Genomic DNA, 13,782 nt, shown 5'->3' on the forward strand with positions numbered 1-13,782 from the left:
AAATGAACCGTTCACTTTCGCTCTTTGCAATCGGGCTGGTTTTCGGCGGTGGTATCGGTTTTACCATCGCTGCCGCCAATGGCGTGACGTTCGATGGTCATGACCACGGCGCACATCTGGCGGGTATGGATCATGGCGACATGGATCACGCCATGATGCATGACACACCGGTTGACGTGCCTGCCGCCGACGCGCCGCAGGTTTCCCTTATGGTGATGCCGGACCCGATGGCCGGCTATAACCTGCATGTGGTGGCGGAGAATTTCACCTTTTCTCCTGAACGCGCCAGCCTTGCCAATGTCGCTGGCGAAGGCCACGCACACGTCTATATCAATGGCGAAAAACTGGGCCGTTTGTATAACCCGTGGATGCATATTGACGGTCTGCCCAAAGGCGAGATCGAGGTCAAAGTGACCCTGAACACCAATGACCACCGCCCGCTGGCTGTGAACGGCACCCCCGTTTCCGCCACGCAGATGATCACCGTAGAATGAGGCCCGCCACATGACCGCAACCCTATACGTCTGCACCACCTGTCGCGCAGGTGAGGTTCTTGAAGAAGACGCGCCGCGCCCGGGTGCATTGTTGCATGCGGCATTGACCGACGCAGAGACACCCGAAGATGTTGAAATCATCGGCGTGTCCTGCTTGTCCGCATGTTCGCAAGGGGCTGCGGTGGCCCTGTCCGAACCTGGCAAATGGACTTATGTTTACGGTCGTATGACCCCTGAAAATGCGCCGGAAATCCTTGCCGGTGCTGCCGCATATGCCGCATCCAAAGACGGGCTTGTCCCATGGCGCGAACGCCCCGTGGTGTTTCGCAAACAAAGCCTTGCCCGCGTTCCCCCCTTTAATATGCCCGTGGAGGCACTGACATGAACGATCTTTCCAAAATTCCCGTGACCGTGATTACCGGTTTTCTGGGCTCCGGCAAAACCACATTGATCCGCCATTTGATGCAAAACGCTGGTGGTCGCCGCCTTGCCGTTTTGGTCAACGAATTTGGCACCGTGGGTGTTGATGGCGATATCCTAAAATCCTGCGCAATCCCCGATTGTCCTGCGGAAAATATCGTCGAGCTGGCGAATGGCTGTATCTGTTGTACCGTCGCGGATGATTTCATCCCGACGATCGAGGCGCTGATGGCGCTGCCGACGAAACCCGATCACATCCTGATCGAAACCTCCGGTCTGGCTTTGCCCAAACCGCTGCTCAAGGCATTTGACTGGCCCGCCATCCGCTCCAAAATCACCGTGGACGGGGTGATTGCACTGGCCGACGCCGAAGCGGTTGCCGCCGGTCGTTTCGCCGCCGATGAACATGCGGTTGATGAACAGCGCAAGGCCGATGACAGCATCGACCATGAAACTCCCCTGTCCGAGGTCTTCGAAGACCAGATTTCCTGCGCTGACATCATCCTGATGTCCAAGGCGGATCTTGCGGGCGAAACCGGTCTTGCCGCTGCGCGCAAGGTGATCGAAGCAGAAAGCCCTCGCAGTATCCCGATCCTGTCGATGAGCGAAGGCGTGATCGACCCCAACGTGGTGCTTGGCCTGAATGCCAAGGCCGAGGACGACCTTGACGCGCGCCCTTCGCATCACGACGGCCACGACGATCACGAACACGATGATTTTGAAACCATCGTCGTGCCGATGCCTGAAGTCGATGATATCGATGCCCTTGTCATTGCCATCGAAAAGCTTGCGAACGAACAGCACATTTTGCGGGTAAAGGGGTATGTCGCGGTCACCGGAAAACCCATGCGTTTGCTGGTTCAGGCCGTAGGTGCCCGCGTGCGTCAACAGTTTGACCGCCCTTGGGGCACCGATGCGCGTCAGGGGCATCTGGTGGTGATTGCCGAACACGATCACATCGATACCGCTGCCATCCGCGCCACATTGGGCGCGTGATAAAATGCACGTCGTCTTCCGCGAAAGCCATGGGCTAGAGGATAGCGAGACCCCCTATGATCCGGGCCAGACGCCCGCTGATCTGGTGGTGCTCTCGTTCTCCGACAGCGACCTCGGTGCTTTCGCGGCAGGCTGGCATCGCGGGGGCGGGGCCGAGGGTAAACTGCCCACGCTTCGCTTGTGCAACCTTACGGCGCTGCGCCATCCCGCGAGTGTCGACAACTACGTTGAACAGACCCTAACAGGAGCAAAAGGCATCCTGATCCGCCTGATCGGGGGCGAAAATTACTGGCCCTATGGCATTATGCAAGTGCAGGATTTTGCGCGGCGCAATGATATCGCGCTTGCGATCCTGCCAGCGGATGGTCGCGAAGACCCGGCACTTGATCAACACTCAACGCTCCCTGTTTCTACCCTGCGCCGCCTTTCGCATCTGTGTGATGCAGGCGGCGCTGTTGCGGCCCAAGCGGCCCTTGCCCAACTTGCCCTTGCCGCCGGTTTCTACGCCGGTCCGGTCACCGGCACCAAAACCGTCCCGACCGCAGGCTATTACGATCCTGATCGCGGCATCGTCTCGATCTGCCCGCGTAGCATGCTGGATGATCTGCCGCTGGTGGCCGTCACTTTCTATCGCAGTTATTTGACCGCTGCGGATACATCCCCCGTCGATGCCCTGATCCGTGAACTGCGCGCCACGGGATTCAACGCACTTGGCCTCTTTGTGCCCTCCTTGAAAAACCCCGACGGCCGGTCCTTTCTGGATCAGGCTCTTGCAGATCACGCCCCAGCCGCGATCGTAAACGCCACCGCATTTTCGGGGCGCGGAGCGGACGGCACATCGCCCCTCGACGCGCCTGGTTGTCCCATCTTTCAGGTCGCTCTTTCCACCGCACGGCAGAAAGAATGGGCCTCGTCCGAACGCGGCCTCTCCCCCACCGACCTTGCCATGCATGTCGTTTTGCCCGAAGTTGACGGACGGATTTTCTCCGGCGTTGTCAGTTTCAAAGCGCCCGAGAAAAAAGACCCGCACCTGCAATACTCCCGCTTTTCCCACCGCGCGAACGCTCTGCGCATCAAGGCAGTCGTCGAACGGATCGCAGGCTGGCACCGCCTTGCCGCGACCCCGACTGCCGACAGAAAACTTGCCCTCGTTCTGTCCACCTATCCGGGGCGCGAAGATCAGATTGCCCATGCAGTTGGCCTAGACGCGCTGGCCTCAGCCGAAGATATGCTGATGACGCTTGCCAGTTCGGATTACACCGTCACGCCCCGTATCGGGTTTGGCAAATCGCTTCCCAACACAACGATACCTTGGCCGATTGGCGCGTATGAAAAGGCGCTCGGCGACTTACCGCAGCAACTCCAGACGGATCTGAAAACAGCATGGCCCGATATCAATGCAGACCCGCTTTACGCAAACGGTGCCTTCCATTTTCCCGCTCAAACCTGTGGCAACGCGCTTGTTGCTCTGCAACCCGAGCGGGGGGCAATTGATCAACGCGAAACCGATTATCACGACCTTGCCCGTGTCCCGCGCCATTCTTACGTTGCTTTCTATCTCTGGCTGCGCGCCCAAGGGATGCATGCGCTGATCCACATCGGCGCGCACGGCACTCTGGAATGGTTGCCGGGTAAATCCGTGGCTTTGTCCGATGATTGCTGGCCCGAGGCGCTGACCGGTGATCTGCCTGTCATCTATCCGTTTATCGTCAATGATCCGGGCGAAGCGGCCCAAGCCAAACGCCGCGTCGGGGCCGTGACCCTTGGCCACCTGCCGCCGCCCATGAAAGATAGCGCGACGCCCGATGGTCTGTTGCAACTCGAACGTCTGCTCGACGAATATTCCACCGCCGACGGGCTTGACCCTGCCCGCCGTGACCGGCTGATCGACACCATTCGTGACGAGGCACGTGCCGCTGGAGTTGAGGGCGATCTTGGCATCACCGATGACACCTGCATGGCAGAGGCGATCACGCGCATCGACCGCTTTGTCTGTGACATCAAGGAATCGCAATATGGCGACGGGCTCCATACCTATGGGCTTGGCGAGGGCGAAACCGACGGGCTGCTCGCTGCGCTGGACGGGAAGCGTGTCGCATCCGGTCCCTCCGGTTCACCCTATCGGGGCCGGTCGGATGTGCTGCCCACGGGGCGCAACCTTTATGCCGTTGACCCGCGCAGCGTGCCGACCCGGGCGGCCCACGCCCAAGGGGTCAAGCTGGCCGAGGAACTGATCCGCCGCCACTTGCAGGACGAAGGGGACTACCCCAAAGGGCTTGTCGTTGACCTATGGGGCAGCGCCACCATGCGTACTGCGGGCGAAGAGGTGGCCATGGCGCTGCACCTTGCGGGGCTGTCGCCAAAATGGGACGCAGGCAGCGAACGCGTCAGCGGCTTCGAGGTTTTACCGCTCACCCTGATCAACCGTCCCCGCATTGATGTCACCCTGCGTATTTCCGGCCTGTTCCGCGATGTTTTTCCCGCGCTTTCACAGCTGTTCGAGGCCGGCGCACTTGCGCTCGCCGAGCGGGAAGAGGCGGCGGATATGAATCCCTATAAGGTTAAATCCCCCCGCGTCTTTGGCCCAAAACCGGGTTTATATGGCATGAATATGGAAGCGGCGATGCTGGATTATTCGCAAGAGGGGCGCGCCGCAGCCGGTGAGGCGTGGTTGAAAGCCTCCGAATGGTCTGTCGATGCCAACGGCGAGGCGCATCAGAACCGCGCGGCGCTTGAGAAGCGGCTGCAAAGCGCTGACACCTTCGCTCATATTCAGGATCTTACCGAATCCGATGTGCTGCTTGCTTCGGATTACGCCAGTCACGAGGGTGGTTTTGCTGCGGCCATGGCCCATCTGGGGGCCTCCAAACCCGCCATGTACCACGTCGACACGACGAAAATAGGCACGCCCCGTGCCCGCACCATGGCCGAAGAAATCGCCCGCGTCGTTCGTGCCCGCGCCGCGAACCCTGATTGGGCCAGCGGCATGATGCGCCATGCCTTCCGTGGTGCCGCCGAAATCGCGGCGACCCTCGATAACCTTGCCGCTTTCGCACATCTGACCCGCGAGGTGCCGGCGCATCTGTTTGACCTCTATTACGACGCAACCCTTGGTCGGGATGATCTGGTGGCATTTATGGAACGCGAAAATCCGGCAGCGTTAAAGGCCATGCAAGACCGCTTCGCCGCGCTGCGCGATGCTGGCCTTTGGATCACGCGTCGCAATTCGATCAACGCCCAGATGGATGTCGCGCAATGAATGCCCCGGAAATCAAGGGCTACTGCCCTGGTGCTCTGCGCCCGATGATGTCCGGCGACGGTTTGGTTGTGCGCATCCGCCCCTACAACGGTCGCCTGAGCCGCGTGCAAACCAAAGGCATCGCCGCCCTTTCCCTGCGCTACGGGAACGGCATCATTGATCTGTCCAGCCGGGCCAACGTTCAGTTGCGTGGTGTGACGCCGGATACGCATGCCCCCTTGATCGACGCCCTGCGTGATCTGTCGTTGATCGACCCGAGCGAAGCGGTCGAAAGCCGGCGCAATGTCATCGTGACCCCTTTCGGGGAAACGCCCGCCGCGGCGCATGCTCTGACCGACGCACTTGGCCAGTCACACGCGCCGGCGCTGCCGCATAAATTCGGGTTTGCCATCGACACCGGTCCTAAGCCTGTGCTGCATACCGCCCCCGCTGACATCCGGCTGGAGCGTGATCTAAAGGGGGAGCTCATTCTTGTCGCTGATGGCATGTCTAAGGGCAAACCCGTCGCCGTAGAAAATTGCATTGGCGAAGCATTGGCACTGGCCAACTGGTTTATGGGCACCCGCACCACGCATAACCGCATGGCGAAACTGCTTGGTGACGGGGCAACCTTGCCCGACGGTTTCAACACAGCGCGTCAAACGCAAACCTACGCCCCCGTTCCCGGCCCAACACCGCAAGGCATGATTGCGGGAATGGCTTTTGGTCAAGTGACAGCCGCGGTGTTTGCCTCGCTTGGGGATATCCGCCTGACACCTTGGCGCATGATCTTGATGGAGGGGTGCGAACACGCCCCACAGCCTGACAGCTTGATCACCGACCCGACCCATCCCTTGCTGCGCATCACGGCCTGCACCGGTGCCCCCGACTGCGCTCAAGCGCTGAGCCAAACGCGCGCCCTCGCACGCCACCTTGCGCCGCACTTGAAGCCTTCGCAAACCCTCCACATCTCGGGCTGTGCCAAAGGCTGCGCACATCCGAAAGCCGCGCCGCTGACACTCACCGCAACCGGAAACGGATTCGACCTTGTCAAACAGGGCCGCGCGGGCGACACACCGGCGGCCAGCAACCTCACCCAGAACGACATTATCAAGGCGCTTTCGCATGCCCCATAGCTACATCACAGACGGCGCTGAAATCTATCGCCAGTCCTTTGCCACGATCCGGTCAGAGGCCGCACTCGCCCGTTTTACACCCGAAGAAGAAATCGTTGCCGTGCGCATGATCCACGCCGCTGGTATGGTCGGGCTTGAGGAACACGTGCAGTTTTCGCCCGACATGGCGATCAAGGCCCGTGCCGCATTGGAAGGCGGCGCGCCGATCCTCTGTGACGCCTATATGGTCAGCGAGGGCATCACCCGAAAACGACTGCCGCGCGAGAACGAGGTGATCTGCACCCTGCGTGATCCGCGTGTGCCGGATATGGCGGCCGAGATGTCCAACACTCGCAGCGCTGCCGCGCTTGAGCTTTGGCGTCCACATCTTGCTGGTGCCGTTGTTGCCATTGGTAATGCCCCGACCGCGCTATTCCACCTGATCAACATGCTGGAAGACCCCGATTGCCCGCGCCCCGCGGCGATCATTGGCTGTCCTGTGGGGTTCATCGGTGCCGCTGAATCCAAGGAAGCATTGATGCAGGACCTTCCCGTGCCCTCGATGATTGTGCGGGGCCGTCTGGGCGGTTCCGCGATCACCGTGGCGGCCGTGAACGCCCTTGCCAGCAGGGTGGAATAATCATGGGCAGGATCATTTGCGCGGGCCTTGGCCCCGGCGACCCCGAGTTGATGAGCGTGAAATCCGACCGAGCCATTCGGGGGGCGAAACATCTCGCTTATTTCCGTAAAAAGGGCCGCGCGGGGCAGGCGCGCAGAATCGTCAACGGTATGTTGCGCGATGATGTGATCGAATATCCGATGGAATACCCCGTCACGACGGAACTGCGCTTTGACAGCGATGAATACCGCCAGTTGATGGTCGATTTCTATGCCGAGTGGGCGGACCGTCTGGAAGAGCTGGCCAAGACCGAAGAGGTTGTCGTGCTTTGCGAGGGCGATCCGTTTTTCTATGGGTCGTTCATGCACTTGCACACCCGCCTGCAAGGCCGGGCAGAGGTTGAGGTGCTGCCGGCGATCCCCGGTATGGTCGGCTGTTGGAACGCGCTTGATATGCCTTTCACGTGGGGCGATGACGTGATGACGGTGCTGATGGGAACCCTGCCCGAGGCAGACCTGATCGCACACATGAAACGCGCCGATGCCTTGGTGGTGATGAAAACCGGTCGCAACCTTCCTGTCGTCAAACGCGCGCTTGCTGCTGCTGGCCGGTTGGACGATGCATGGCTGGTCGAGAAAGGCACGATGCCGGATCAACGTATCGCGAAACTTGCCGATGTGGCTGATGATGACTGCCCTTATTTCGCGATTGTTCTGGTACATGGTCAGGGCCGCCGCCCCGAGGCGGCAGAATGACGGGTTGGGTCGCCATCGCCGGTCTTGGGCCGGGAAATGATGCGCTGATCACGCCAGAGGTCACGGAAACGCTTGCTCAGGCCACCGACATCATCGGCTATATTCCATATGTAGCGCGTATCGCGCCCCGTGCCGGGTTAAACTTGCACCCTACCGATAACCGTGTCGAACTGGACCGCGCCCTGCATGCCCTTCAACTGGCCGCCCAAGGTGCGCGTGTTGTGGTTGTCTCCTCCGGTGATCCGGGGGTGTTCGCCATGGCGTCTGCCGTTTTCGAAGCGGTAGAAGCACATCCCGAGTACACGGAAACAGACATTCGCGTTTTGCCCGGCATCACCGCCATGCTCGCCGCCGCCGCCGCTGCCGGCGCGCCGCTGGGGCATGATTTCTGCGCGATCAACCTCAGCGACAACCTCAAGCCTTGGGAGGTGATCGAACATCGCTTGCGCATGGCCGCCCGTGGCGATTTCGCGATGGCGTTTTACAATCCGCGTTCCAAATCCCGCCCGCACGGCTTTGAAAAAACGCTGAAAGTGCTGCGCGAGGAATGTGGCCCCGACCGGCTGATCACCTTTGCGCGTGCGGTCAGCAAACCGGACCAAAAGCTGGTAACTGTTCCCCTGGCTGACGCGACGCCGCAAATGGCCGATATGCAAACTGTTGTGATCGTGGGCAATTCAGCCACAAAATTTGTCGGGCGCTATGTCTATACGCCTCGGTCGGCCTCGTGAGACAACCATTTCAAAACGCCCTCGACGGTATTGGCCAGATCGCCATCGGGCAACACAGGTCGCTGCGCCATCAGGACCGGCAAGCCCAAGATCCGCGCCGCCTCCAGCTTGGCCCGCGCGCCCTGTCCACCGCTGTTTTTAGCGACGACATGGGTGATCCGGTGTGTGCGCATCAGCGCCACGTCCCCCGCCACATCAAACGGGCCGCGCGCAATTACAACTGCTGCATCGGGCAGCGGCAAACCGGACTCGGGTTGATCCACCAGACGCAACAGATAGTGATGTCGAGGCTTCGCGGCGAACAATCCGATCTGTTGTTTCCCGATCGCCAGAAAGATGCGCGACGGGGTGTCGGGCAGGGCGGCAGGAATCTCCTCGATTTCCGGCAGCAACGTCCATCTGTCTGCGTCAGCCGGTGCCCAAGCGGGCCGTTCCAACCGGATCAGCGCAACATTCGCGCGCGCGCAAGCGGCATGGGCGTTTCGGCTCATCCCGGCGGCAAAGGGGTGCGTGGCGTCAATCACGTGGGTGATGTTTTCGGCCCTCAAATAAGTGGCCAACCCGTCAACTCCGCCAAATCCGCCGACCCGTGTTGGCAGGGGTTGCGCCACGGGGGTGGCCGTCCGCCCGGCATAGGAAAACACCGCATCCAGTCCTTGCGCGGCAAGGGTTCTGGCCATCTGGCTAGCTTCGGTTGTGCCGCCGAGCAAAAGGATGCGCATGTTGGATAACCCTTGGCTGACGATCATCGGAATGCCGGACGATAGCGCAGGCACCTTGCCCCCCGCAAGCCGTGAGGCGATTGCGCGCGCCGAGGTGGTTTTTGGCGGCCCGCGTCATTTGGAGCTGGTCGATGCGGCGGCCAAAGGCCAGCCGTGGCCGGTTCCGTTCAGCGTCGAACCGGTACTGGCGGCCAAAGGCAAAGCCTGCGTGGTTCTTGCCTCCGGCGATCCGTTCTGGTTCGGCGCGGGCGCAAGCCTGTCGACCCACCTGTCGCGTGACGAGTGGACAGTATTGCCAGCGCCGTCGACATTCCAACTGGTTGCGGGCCACCTAGGCTGGCGGATAGAGGGGCTGACGTGCCACGGGTTACACGCCGCCCCGTTTGAACAGCTGCGCGGGGTGCTGTCGCCCCATGGCCGTTTGATTTGCCTCCTGCGGGATGGCGACGCCCCTGCGGCACTGGCCAAATGGTTGACCGGACAAGGTGCGGGTGGTGCCACCATGCATGTCTGTGAACGGATGGGCGGGACAAACCAACGCACCCGCGAAACCACGGCTGCCGGTTTTGACCTCGATGCTGTGGCTGCGCCAGTAGCTGTCGCAGTTGAGTTGCCTGCGGGTGTCGGCCTTCCGCGTGCCTCTGGTCTGCCGGACGATAGCTTTACCAATGATGGCCAGATCACCAAACGCCCCGTGCGTGCCCTTACCCTCTCTGCGCTGGCACCGCGCATCGGTGAAACCCTCTGGGACATCGGGGCGGGATCAGGCTCTATTTCAGTGGAATGGTGTCTTGCAGGCGGGCGCGCCACGGCCTTTGAGCTAAAATCCGAGCGTGCCAAAAACATCACGCAAAACATCCATGATTTCGGGCTTGGGCATCGCATGAGCGTGGTTGAAGGGGCGTCAATCCAGACAATCGAAAACCAGACGCCCCCCGATGCGGTGTTCGTCGGTGGCGGCGGGACGGCGGCGCTGTTTGAAAAACTCTTTGCGATCCTGCCTGTGGGCACGCGTCTTGTCGCAAATGGCGTGACGCTTGAAACCGAAACGCTGCTTGCCACGCTTCATGCCGCAAAAGGCGGAAGCCTGCTGCGGATCGAATTGGCACAGGCACAACCCTTGGGCAGCATGCGCGGCTGGCAACCCGCCCGACCTGTCGTGCAATGGAGCGTGACACTATGAGGGTTGCAGGCCTTGGATTTCGTGCGGCCGCTGACCTCGCCAGCTTGCAAGATGCTTTGCGTCTGGCGCTAGAGGGGGTAAACGGGGGCGCAATCGACGCGCTGGTCACCGAAGCGGCGAAATCACGCGAAAAGGTGTTTCAGGAACTGGCGGGCCTGATGGGTGTTCCCGGTCTTGGTGTCACCCAAGAGGATCTGCAAAAGATGATCACCCCCACCCAATCGCAACGCATCCAGGACAGGTTCGGGACCGGATCACTGGCCGAGGCTGCGGCCCTTGTCGCCGCCGGCCCACATGCGCGGCTGGTTGCACCGCGCGTCGTCTCGGGCGATGGTAAAGCCACTGCCGCCATCGCGCAAAATTTCGAGGAAACCCAAACATGACCGTCCATTTCATTGGCGCTGGCCCTGGTGCGCCCGACCTCATCACCCTGCGCGGTCGCGACCTGATTGCGGCCTGCCCTGTGTGCCTTTACGCCGGTTCACTGGTGCCCGAGGCGTTGCTTGCGCATTGTCCTGATGGCGCGAAAATCATCAACACGGCGCGGATGTCGCTGGATGAAATCATGGATGAAATCAGCGCAGCCCACGCTGCGGGCCACGACATTGCGCGACTGCACTCGGGTGACTTGTCCGTTTGGTCCGCCATGGGCGAACAACTGCGCCGTTTGCGCGCCCTTGATATTCCTTATGACGTGACGCCCGGTGTGCCATCGTTCGCCGCTGCTGCCGCTGCGTTGAACGCGGAATTGACCTTGCCCGGTGTGGTGCAATCGGTTGTCCTGACCCGAACCTCCGGCCGCGCCACGGCGATGCCTGAAGGCGAGGCATTGGAAAACTTTGCCAAGACCGGCGCGACCCTTGCGATCCATCTGTCGGTGCATGTGCTGGAAAAAGTGGTCGCCGACCTGACACCACATTACGGGGCGGATTGTCCGGTTGCTGTGGTCTGGCGGGCCAGCTGGCCTGATCAACGGGTGGTCAAAGCGACGCTTGAGACCCTGCAAACCGCCATTGGTGCAGAGATGGAGCGCACCGCGCTGATCCTTGTCGGCCATGCCATCGGCGCAGAGGATTTCGGCGAAAGCAGGCTCTATGCAGGGGATTACGACCGCAGGTTCCGCCCCGTCGGCACCGCACCCCGTTTCCCGGAGAGCGCGGAATGATCCCCCCCGGCCTGATGATTTCCGCGCCTGCCTCGGGCACCGGTAAAACGACACTGATGCTGGGCCTTTTGGCTGCGTTTCGCGCACAGGGCATCGAGGTCCAGCCGTTCAAAAGCGGCCCCGACTATATTGATCCGGCGTTTCACACGGCAGCCTCTGGTCGCGCGTCTTTCAACCTTGATAGTTGGTCCATGGCGCGGCCTACGATTGACGGGTTGGTTGGCAATGCCGCCGGTGCGGATCTGATCCTTGCGGAAGGGTCGATGGGATTGTTCGACGGTGTGGCAATTCCGGGGGCCTGCGGAAACGGCGCAAGCGCGGATATTGCGGCGCTGATGGGATGGCCCGTGGTGCTGGTGCTGGATGTGTCGGGGGCGGCGCAATCGGTGGCCGCGACCGCCTTGGGCTTCAAGATGATGCGCCCTGATGTGACGCTGGCGGGGGTGGTGTTGAACCGCGTCGCGTCGCCCCGTCATGAAGCATTGGTGCGGGTCGGGATGGAAGCGGCAGGCGTGCGCGTCTTGGGCGTTTTGCCGCGCCGCAAAGAGATAGAGCTGCCGGAACGGCATCTTGGGCTGGTCCAAGCGGGCGAACAGGAAAACCTGCCGCAAATACTGGAAGGGGCCGCTGCTTTCGTCAGCGAACACGTTGACCTTGCCGCCCTGCGTGCAGCGGCTGCGGGCACCTTGCAAGATGCGCCAGCACCGGCAACGGTCATCCCACCGGGCCAACGTATCGCCTTGGCGCAGGATTCGGCTTTTGCCTTTGTCTATCCGCATTTGCTGGCCGGCTGGCGGGTCGCCGGAGCCGAGGTACTGCCGTTTTCGCCGTTGGCGGATGAGGCACCAGACCCGTCTGCCGATGTCTGCTGGCTGCCCGGCGGCTATCCCGAACTGCACGCAGGACAATTGGCAGCCGCGATCAATTTCCGTAAGGGTCTTCAAGAATTTGCGCGCGACAAGCCGGTGCATGGCGAATGCGGTGGCTATATGGCGATGGGGGCCGGTTTGGTCGACAAAGAGGGCGCGCGTCACGAAATGACCGGCCTTTTGGGGCTTGAGACGTCATTCGAGAAACGCAAATTTCACCTCGGCTATCGCAAGGCCACCCTGAACGCGCCGGTCCCCGGCTTTGACGCTTTGGCGCGGTTGCGCGGGCATGAATTCCACTATGCGACCATATTGGATGAACCCGACGCGCCGCTGGCAAAAATCTGCGACAGCAATGATTTGGAGGTCGCTGAAACCGGTTCCGTTCGACATTTCGAGGGCGGAGGCCGCGCAACAGGCACCTTTTTCCACATGATTGGCGAAGAGTGATGAGCGGTTTTGTTTCCTTTGTATCCTCCGGCCCCGGCGATCCTGATCTGTTGACGGTCAAAGCGGTTGACCGGTTGCAAAAGGCCGAAGCGGTCCTGTTCGACGATTTGAGCGCGGGACCGATCCTTGAACATGCCGGACCGGATGCGGATTTGATTGGCGTCGGTAAACGTGCGGGGCGGGCGTCGCCCAAGCAGCACCATGTCTCGCAGGTTCTGGTCGATCACGCCAAGGCGGGGCTGCGGGTGGTGCGCCTGAAATCCGGTGACAGCGGGATGTTCGGCCGGCTTGAGGAAGAGATCACCGCGCTGAAAGCCGCAGGTATCGCGTTTGAAATTATCCCCGGTGTTACGTCCGCTTCGGCTGCTGCTGCGGCGGCGGGCATGCCTTTGACGCGTCGCCTTACCGCGCGACGTGTACAGTTTATCACCGGTGCTGATGTGACGGGCAATTTGCCGGCAGATGTGAACATGGCGGCGCTTGCTGATCCGGCGGCGACCACGGTGGTCTACATGGGCAAACGCACCTTTACCGGATTGGCCGCACGGTTGATCGAACATGGGCTGCCGGGCGATACACCGGCCATGCTGGCCGAAGCGGTATCGACCCCTGCTGAAAAGCTGACGCGCTATACGATCGCAAGTCTTGCGAAACATCTGGAAGCCACGAGCAGCACAACGCCTGCGTTGATCTTTTACGGTCCCCTCGCGGAGCTGGAAGAATGAAAGTATCCGTATGTCGATCCTGCGCGCCGCAAGCGCAGTTTGTCGATTTTCTGCGCAAAGGATTGCAGGGGATCGAGGTGGAAAGCGTTGAGTGTATGTCCGGCTGCACCCGTGCACAGACTGTTGCCTTTCGCGCCAGCGGCAAGGTGGCGTATTTGTTCGGTGATTTAACGCGCGACGACCTTGCAGAATTGCAAAACTTTGCGCGTCTATATGCGCTTTCGCAGGATGGCACCTTTGCCGACGCCCGCGTATTGGGCAGCTTGCGTACCAAAGCCATTGCGCGGATCCCGGGGTAAA

General features: G+C 61.0%; 15 protein-coding genes. 14 read left to right on the top strand and 1 reads right to left on the bottom strand.

The window, feature by feature from the left end:
* Positions 1–2 precede the first annotated feature (2 nt).
* From Z947_RS0104425 to cobJ, 8 genes are read left to right on the top strand one after another with little or no spacing between them, the layout of a single operon-like run.
* Positions 3–494, top strand: a complete 492-nt coding sequence (locus Z947_RS0104425; RefSeq protein WP_025043107.1) for a hypothetical protein — start codon at positions 3–5, stop codon at positions 492–494.
* 10 nt (positions 495–504) lie between these two features.
* Entirely contained in the window at positions 505–879 is a 375-nt protein-coding gene (locus Z947_RS0104430) for a DUF1636 family protein (protein ID WP_025043108.1), read from the top strand.
* Positions 876–1,910 (top strand): cobalamin biosynthesis protein CobW, encoded by a 1,035-nt coding sequence (cobW, locus tag Z947_RS0104435; protein WP_025043109.1) that lies wholly within the window; start codon positions 876–878, stop codon positions 1,908–1,910. The genes Z947_RS0104430 and cobW overlap by 4 nt, the downstream gene beginning before the upstream one ends.
* A 4-nt stretch (positions 1,911–1,914) precedes the next feature.
* A complete protein-coding gene (gene cobN / locus Z947_RS0104440; RefSeq protein WP_025043110.1) occupies positions 1,915–5,169 on the top strand; it encodes a cobaltochelatase subunit CobN in 3,255 nt (1,084 codons plus the stop codon).
* Positions 5,166–6,284, top strand: a complete 1,119-nt coding sequence (locus Z947_RS0104445) for a hypothetical protein (RefSeq protein WP_025043111.1) — start codon at positions 5,166–5,168, stop codon at positions 6,282–6,284. Before cobN ends, Z947_RS0104445 begins: the two co-directional genes overlap by 4 nt.
* On the top strand, positions 6,274–6,903 hold the full coding sequence (locus Z947_RS0104450) for a precorrin-8X methylmutase (RefSeq protein WP_025043112.1): 630 nt from the start codon (positions 6,274–6,276) through the stop codon (positions 6,901–6,903). The genes Z947_RS0104445 and Z947_RS0104450 overlap by 11 nt, the downstream gene beginning before the upstream one ends.
* Before the next feature lie 2 nt (positions 6,904–6,905).
* A complete protein-coding gene (cobI, locus tag Z947_RS0104455; RefSeq protein WP_025043113.1) occupies positions 6,906–7,637 on the top strand; it encodes a precorrin-2 C(20)-methyltransferase in 732 nt (243 codons plus the stop codon).
* Complete coding sequence (gene cobJ / locus Z947_RS0104460) at positions 7,634–8,368, top strand: precorrin-3B C(17)-methyltransferase (RefSeq protein ID WP_025043114.1); 735 nt, start codon at positions 7,634–7,636, stop codon at positions 8,366–8,368. Before cobI ends, cobJ begins: the two co-directional genes overlap by 4 nt.
* Here the strand turns inward: cobJ and Z947_RS0104465 are convergent.
* Positions 8,344–9,090 (bottom strand): cobalt-precorrin-6A reductase, encoded by a 747-nt coding sequence (locus Z947_RS0104465; RefSeq protein WP_025043115.1) that lies wholly within the window; start codon positions 9,088–9,090, stop codon positions 8,344–8,346. The genes cobJ and Z947_RS0104465 overlap by 25 nt on opposite strands.
* Before the next feature lies 1 nt (position 9,091).
* On the opposite strand from Z947_RS0104465, the gene Z947_RS0104470 reads away from it, so the two are divergent.
* The 6 genes from Z947_RS0104470 to Z947_RS0104495 are packed head-to-tail and all read left to right on the top strand — an operon-like array spanning position 9,092 to position 13,781.
* Positions 9,092–10,273 carry a bifunctional cobalt-precorrin-7 (C(5))-methyltransferase/cobalt-precorrin-6B (C(15))-methyltransferase gene (locus Z947_RS0104470; RefSeq protein ID WP_025043116.1) on the top strand — a complete coding sequence of 394 codons (1,182 nt, stop codon included), beginning with the start codon at positions 9,092–9,094 and terminating at the stop codon, positions 10,271–10,273.
* Positions 10,270–10,656, top strand: a complete 387-nt coding sequence (locus Z947_RS0104475; protein ID WP_025043117.1) for a cobalamin biosynthesis protein — start codon at positions 10,270–10,272, stop codon at positions 10,654–10,656. Before Z947_RS0104470 ends, Z947_RS0104475 begins: the two co-directional genes overlap by 4 nt.
* Positions 10,653–11,438 carry a precorrin-4 C(11)-methyltransferase gene (gene cobM / locus Z947_RS0104480; RefSeq protein WP_025043118.1) on the top strand — a complete coding sequence of 262 codons (786 nt, stop codon included), beginning with the start codon at positions 10,653–10,655 and terminating at the stop codon, positions 11,436–11,438. Before Z947_RS0104475 ends, cobM begins: the two co-directional genes overlap by 4 nt.
* Positions 11,435–12,757 carry a cobyrinic acid a,c-diamide synthase CobB gene (locus tag Z947_RS0104485; protein ID WP_025043119.1) on the top strand — a complete coding sequence of 441 codons (1,323 nt, stop codon included), beginning with the start codon at positions 11,435–11,437 and terminating at the stop codon, positions 12,755–12,757. Before cobM ends, Z947_RS0104485 begins: the two co-directional genes overlap by 4 nt.
* A complete protein-coding gene (cobA, locus tag Z947_RS0104490; protein ID WP_025043120.1) occupies positions 12,757–13,482 on the top strand; it encodes a uroporphyrinogen-III C-methyltransferase in 726 nt (241 codons plus the stop codon). Before Z947_RS0104485 ends, cobA begins: the two co-directional genes overlap by 1 nt.
* Positions 13,479–13,781 carry a DUF1636 domain-containing protein gene (locus tag Z947_RS0104495; protein WP_025043121.1) on the top strand — a complete coding sequence of 101 codons (303 nt, stop codon included), beginning with the start codon at positions 13,479–13,481 and terminating at the stop codon, positions 13,779–13,781. Before cobA ends, Z947_RS0104495 begins: the two co-directional genes overlap by 4 nt.
* Position 13,782 lies beyond the last annotated feature (1 nt).

The sequence above is a fragment of the Sulfitobacter geojensis genome (assembly GCF_000622325.1).
Taxonomy (GTDB): domain Bacteria; phylum Pseudomonadota; class Alphaproteobacteria; order Rhodobacterales; family Rhodobacteraceae; genus Sulfitobacter; species Sulfitobacter geojensis.

Coding starts and splice junctions, on each gene's coding strand:
- Z947_RS0104450 (WP_025043112.1), top strand. CDS start 6,274: ATGCCCCATAGCTACATCACAGACGGCGCTGAAATCTATCGCCAGTCC.
- cobA (WP_025043120.1), top strand. CDS start 12,757: ATGAGCGGTTTTGTTTCCTTTGTATCCTCCGGCCCCGGCGATCCTGAT.
- cobW (WP_025043109.1), top strand. CDS start 876: ATGAACGATCTTTCCAAAATTCCCGTGACCGTGATTACCGGTTTTCTG.
- cobN (WP_025043110.1), top strand. CDS start 1,915: ATGCACGTCGTCTTCCGCGAAAGCCATGGGCTAGAGGATAGCGAGACC.
- Z947_RS0104445 (WP_025043111.1), top strand. CDS start 5,166: ATGAATGCCCCGGAAATCAAGGGCTACTGCCCTGGTGCTCTGCGCCCG.
- Z947_RS0104465 (WP_025043115.1), bottom strand. CDS start 9,090: ATGCGCATCCTTTTGCTCGGCGGCACAACCGAAGCTAGCCAGATGGCC.
- cobJ (WP_025043114.1), top strand. CDS start 7,634: ATGACGGGTTGGGTCGCCATCGCCGGTCTTGGGCCGGGAAATGATGCG.
- Z947_RS0104475 (WP_025043117.1), top strand. CDS start 10,270: ATGAGGGTTGCAGGCCTTGGATTTCGTGCGGCCGCTGACCTCGCCAGC.
- cobI (WP_025043113.1), top strand. CDS start 6,906: ATGGGCAGGATCATTTGCGCGGGCCTTGGCCCCGGCGACCCCGAGTTG.
- Z947_RS0104425 (WP_025043107.1), top strand. CDS start 3: ATGAACCGTTCACTTTCGCTCTTTGCAATCGGGCTGGTTTTCGGCGGT.
- cobM (WP_025043118.1), top strand. CDS start 10,653: ATGACCGTCCATTTCATTGGCGCTGGCCCTGGTGCGCCCGACCTCATC.
- Z947_RS0104485 (WP_025043119.1), top strand. CDS start 11,435: ATGATCCCCCCCGGCCTGATGATTTCCGCGCCTGCCTCGGGCACCGGT.
- Z947_RS0104430 (WP_025043108.1), top strand. CDS start 505: ATGACCGCAACCCTATACGTCTGCACCACCTGTCGCGCAGGTGAGGTT.
- Z947_RS0104495 (WP_025043121.1), top strand. CDS start 13,479: ATGAAAGTATCCGTATGTCGATCCTGCGCGCCGCAAGCGCAGTTTGTC.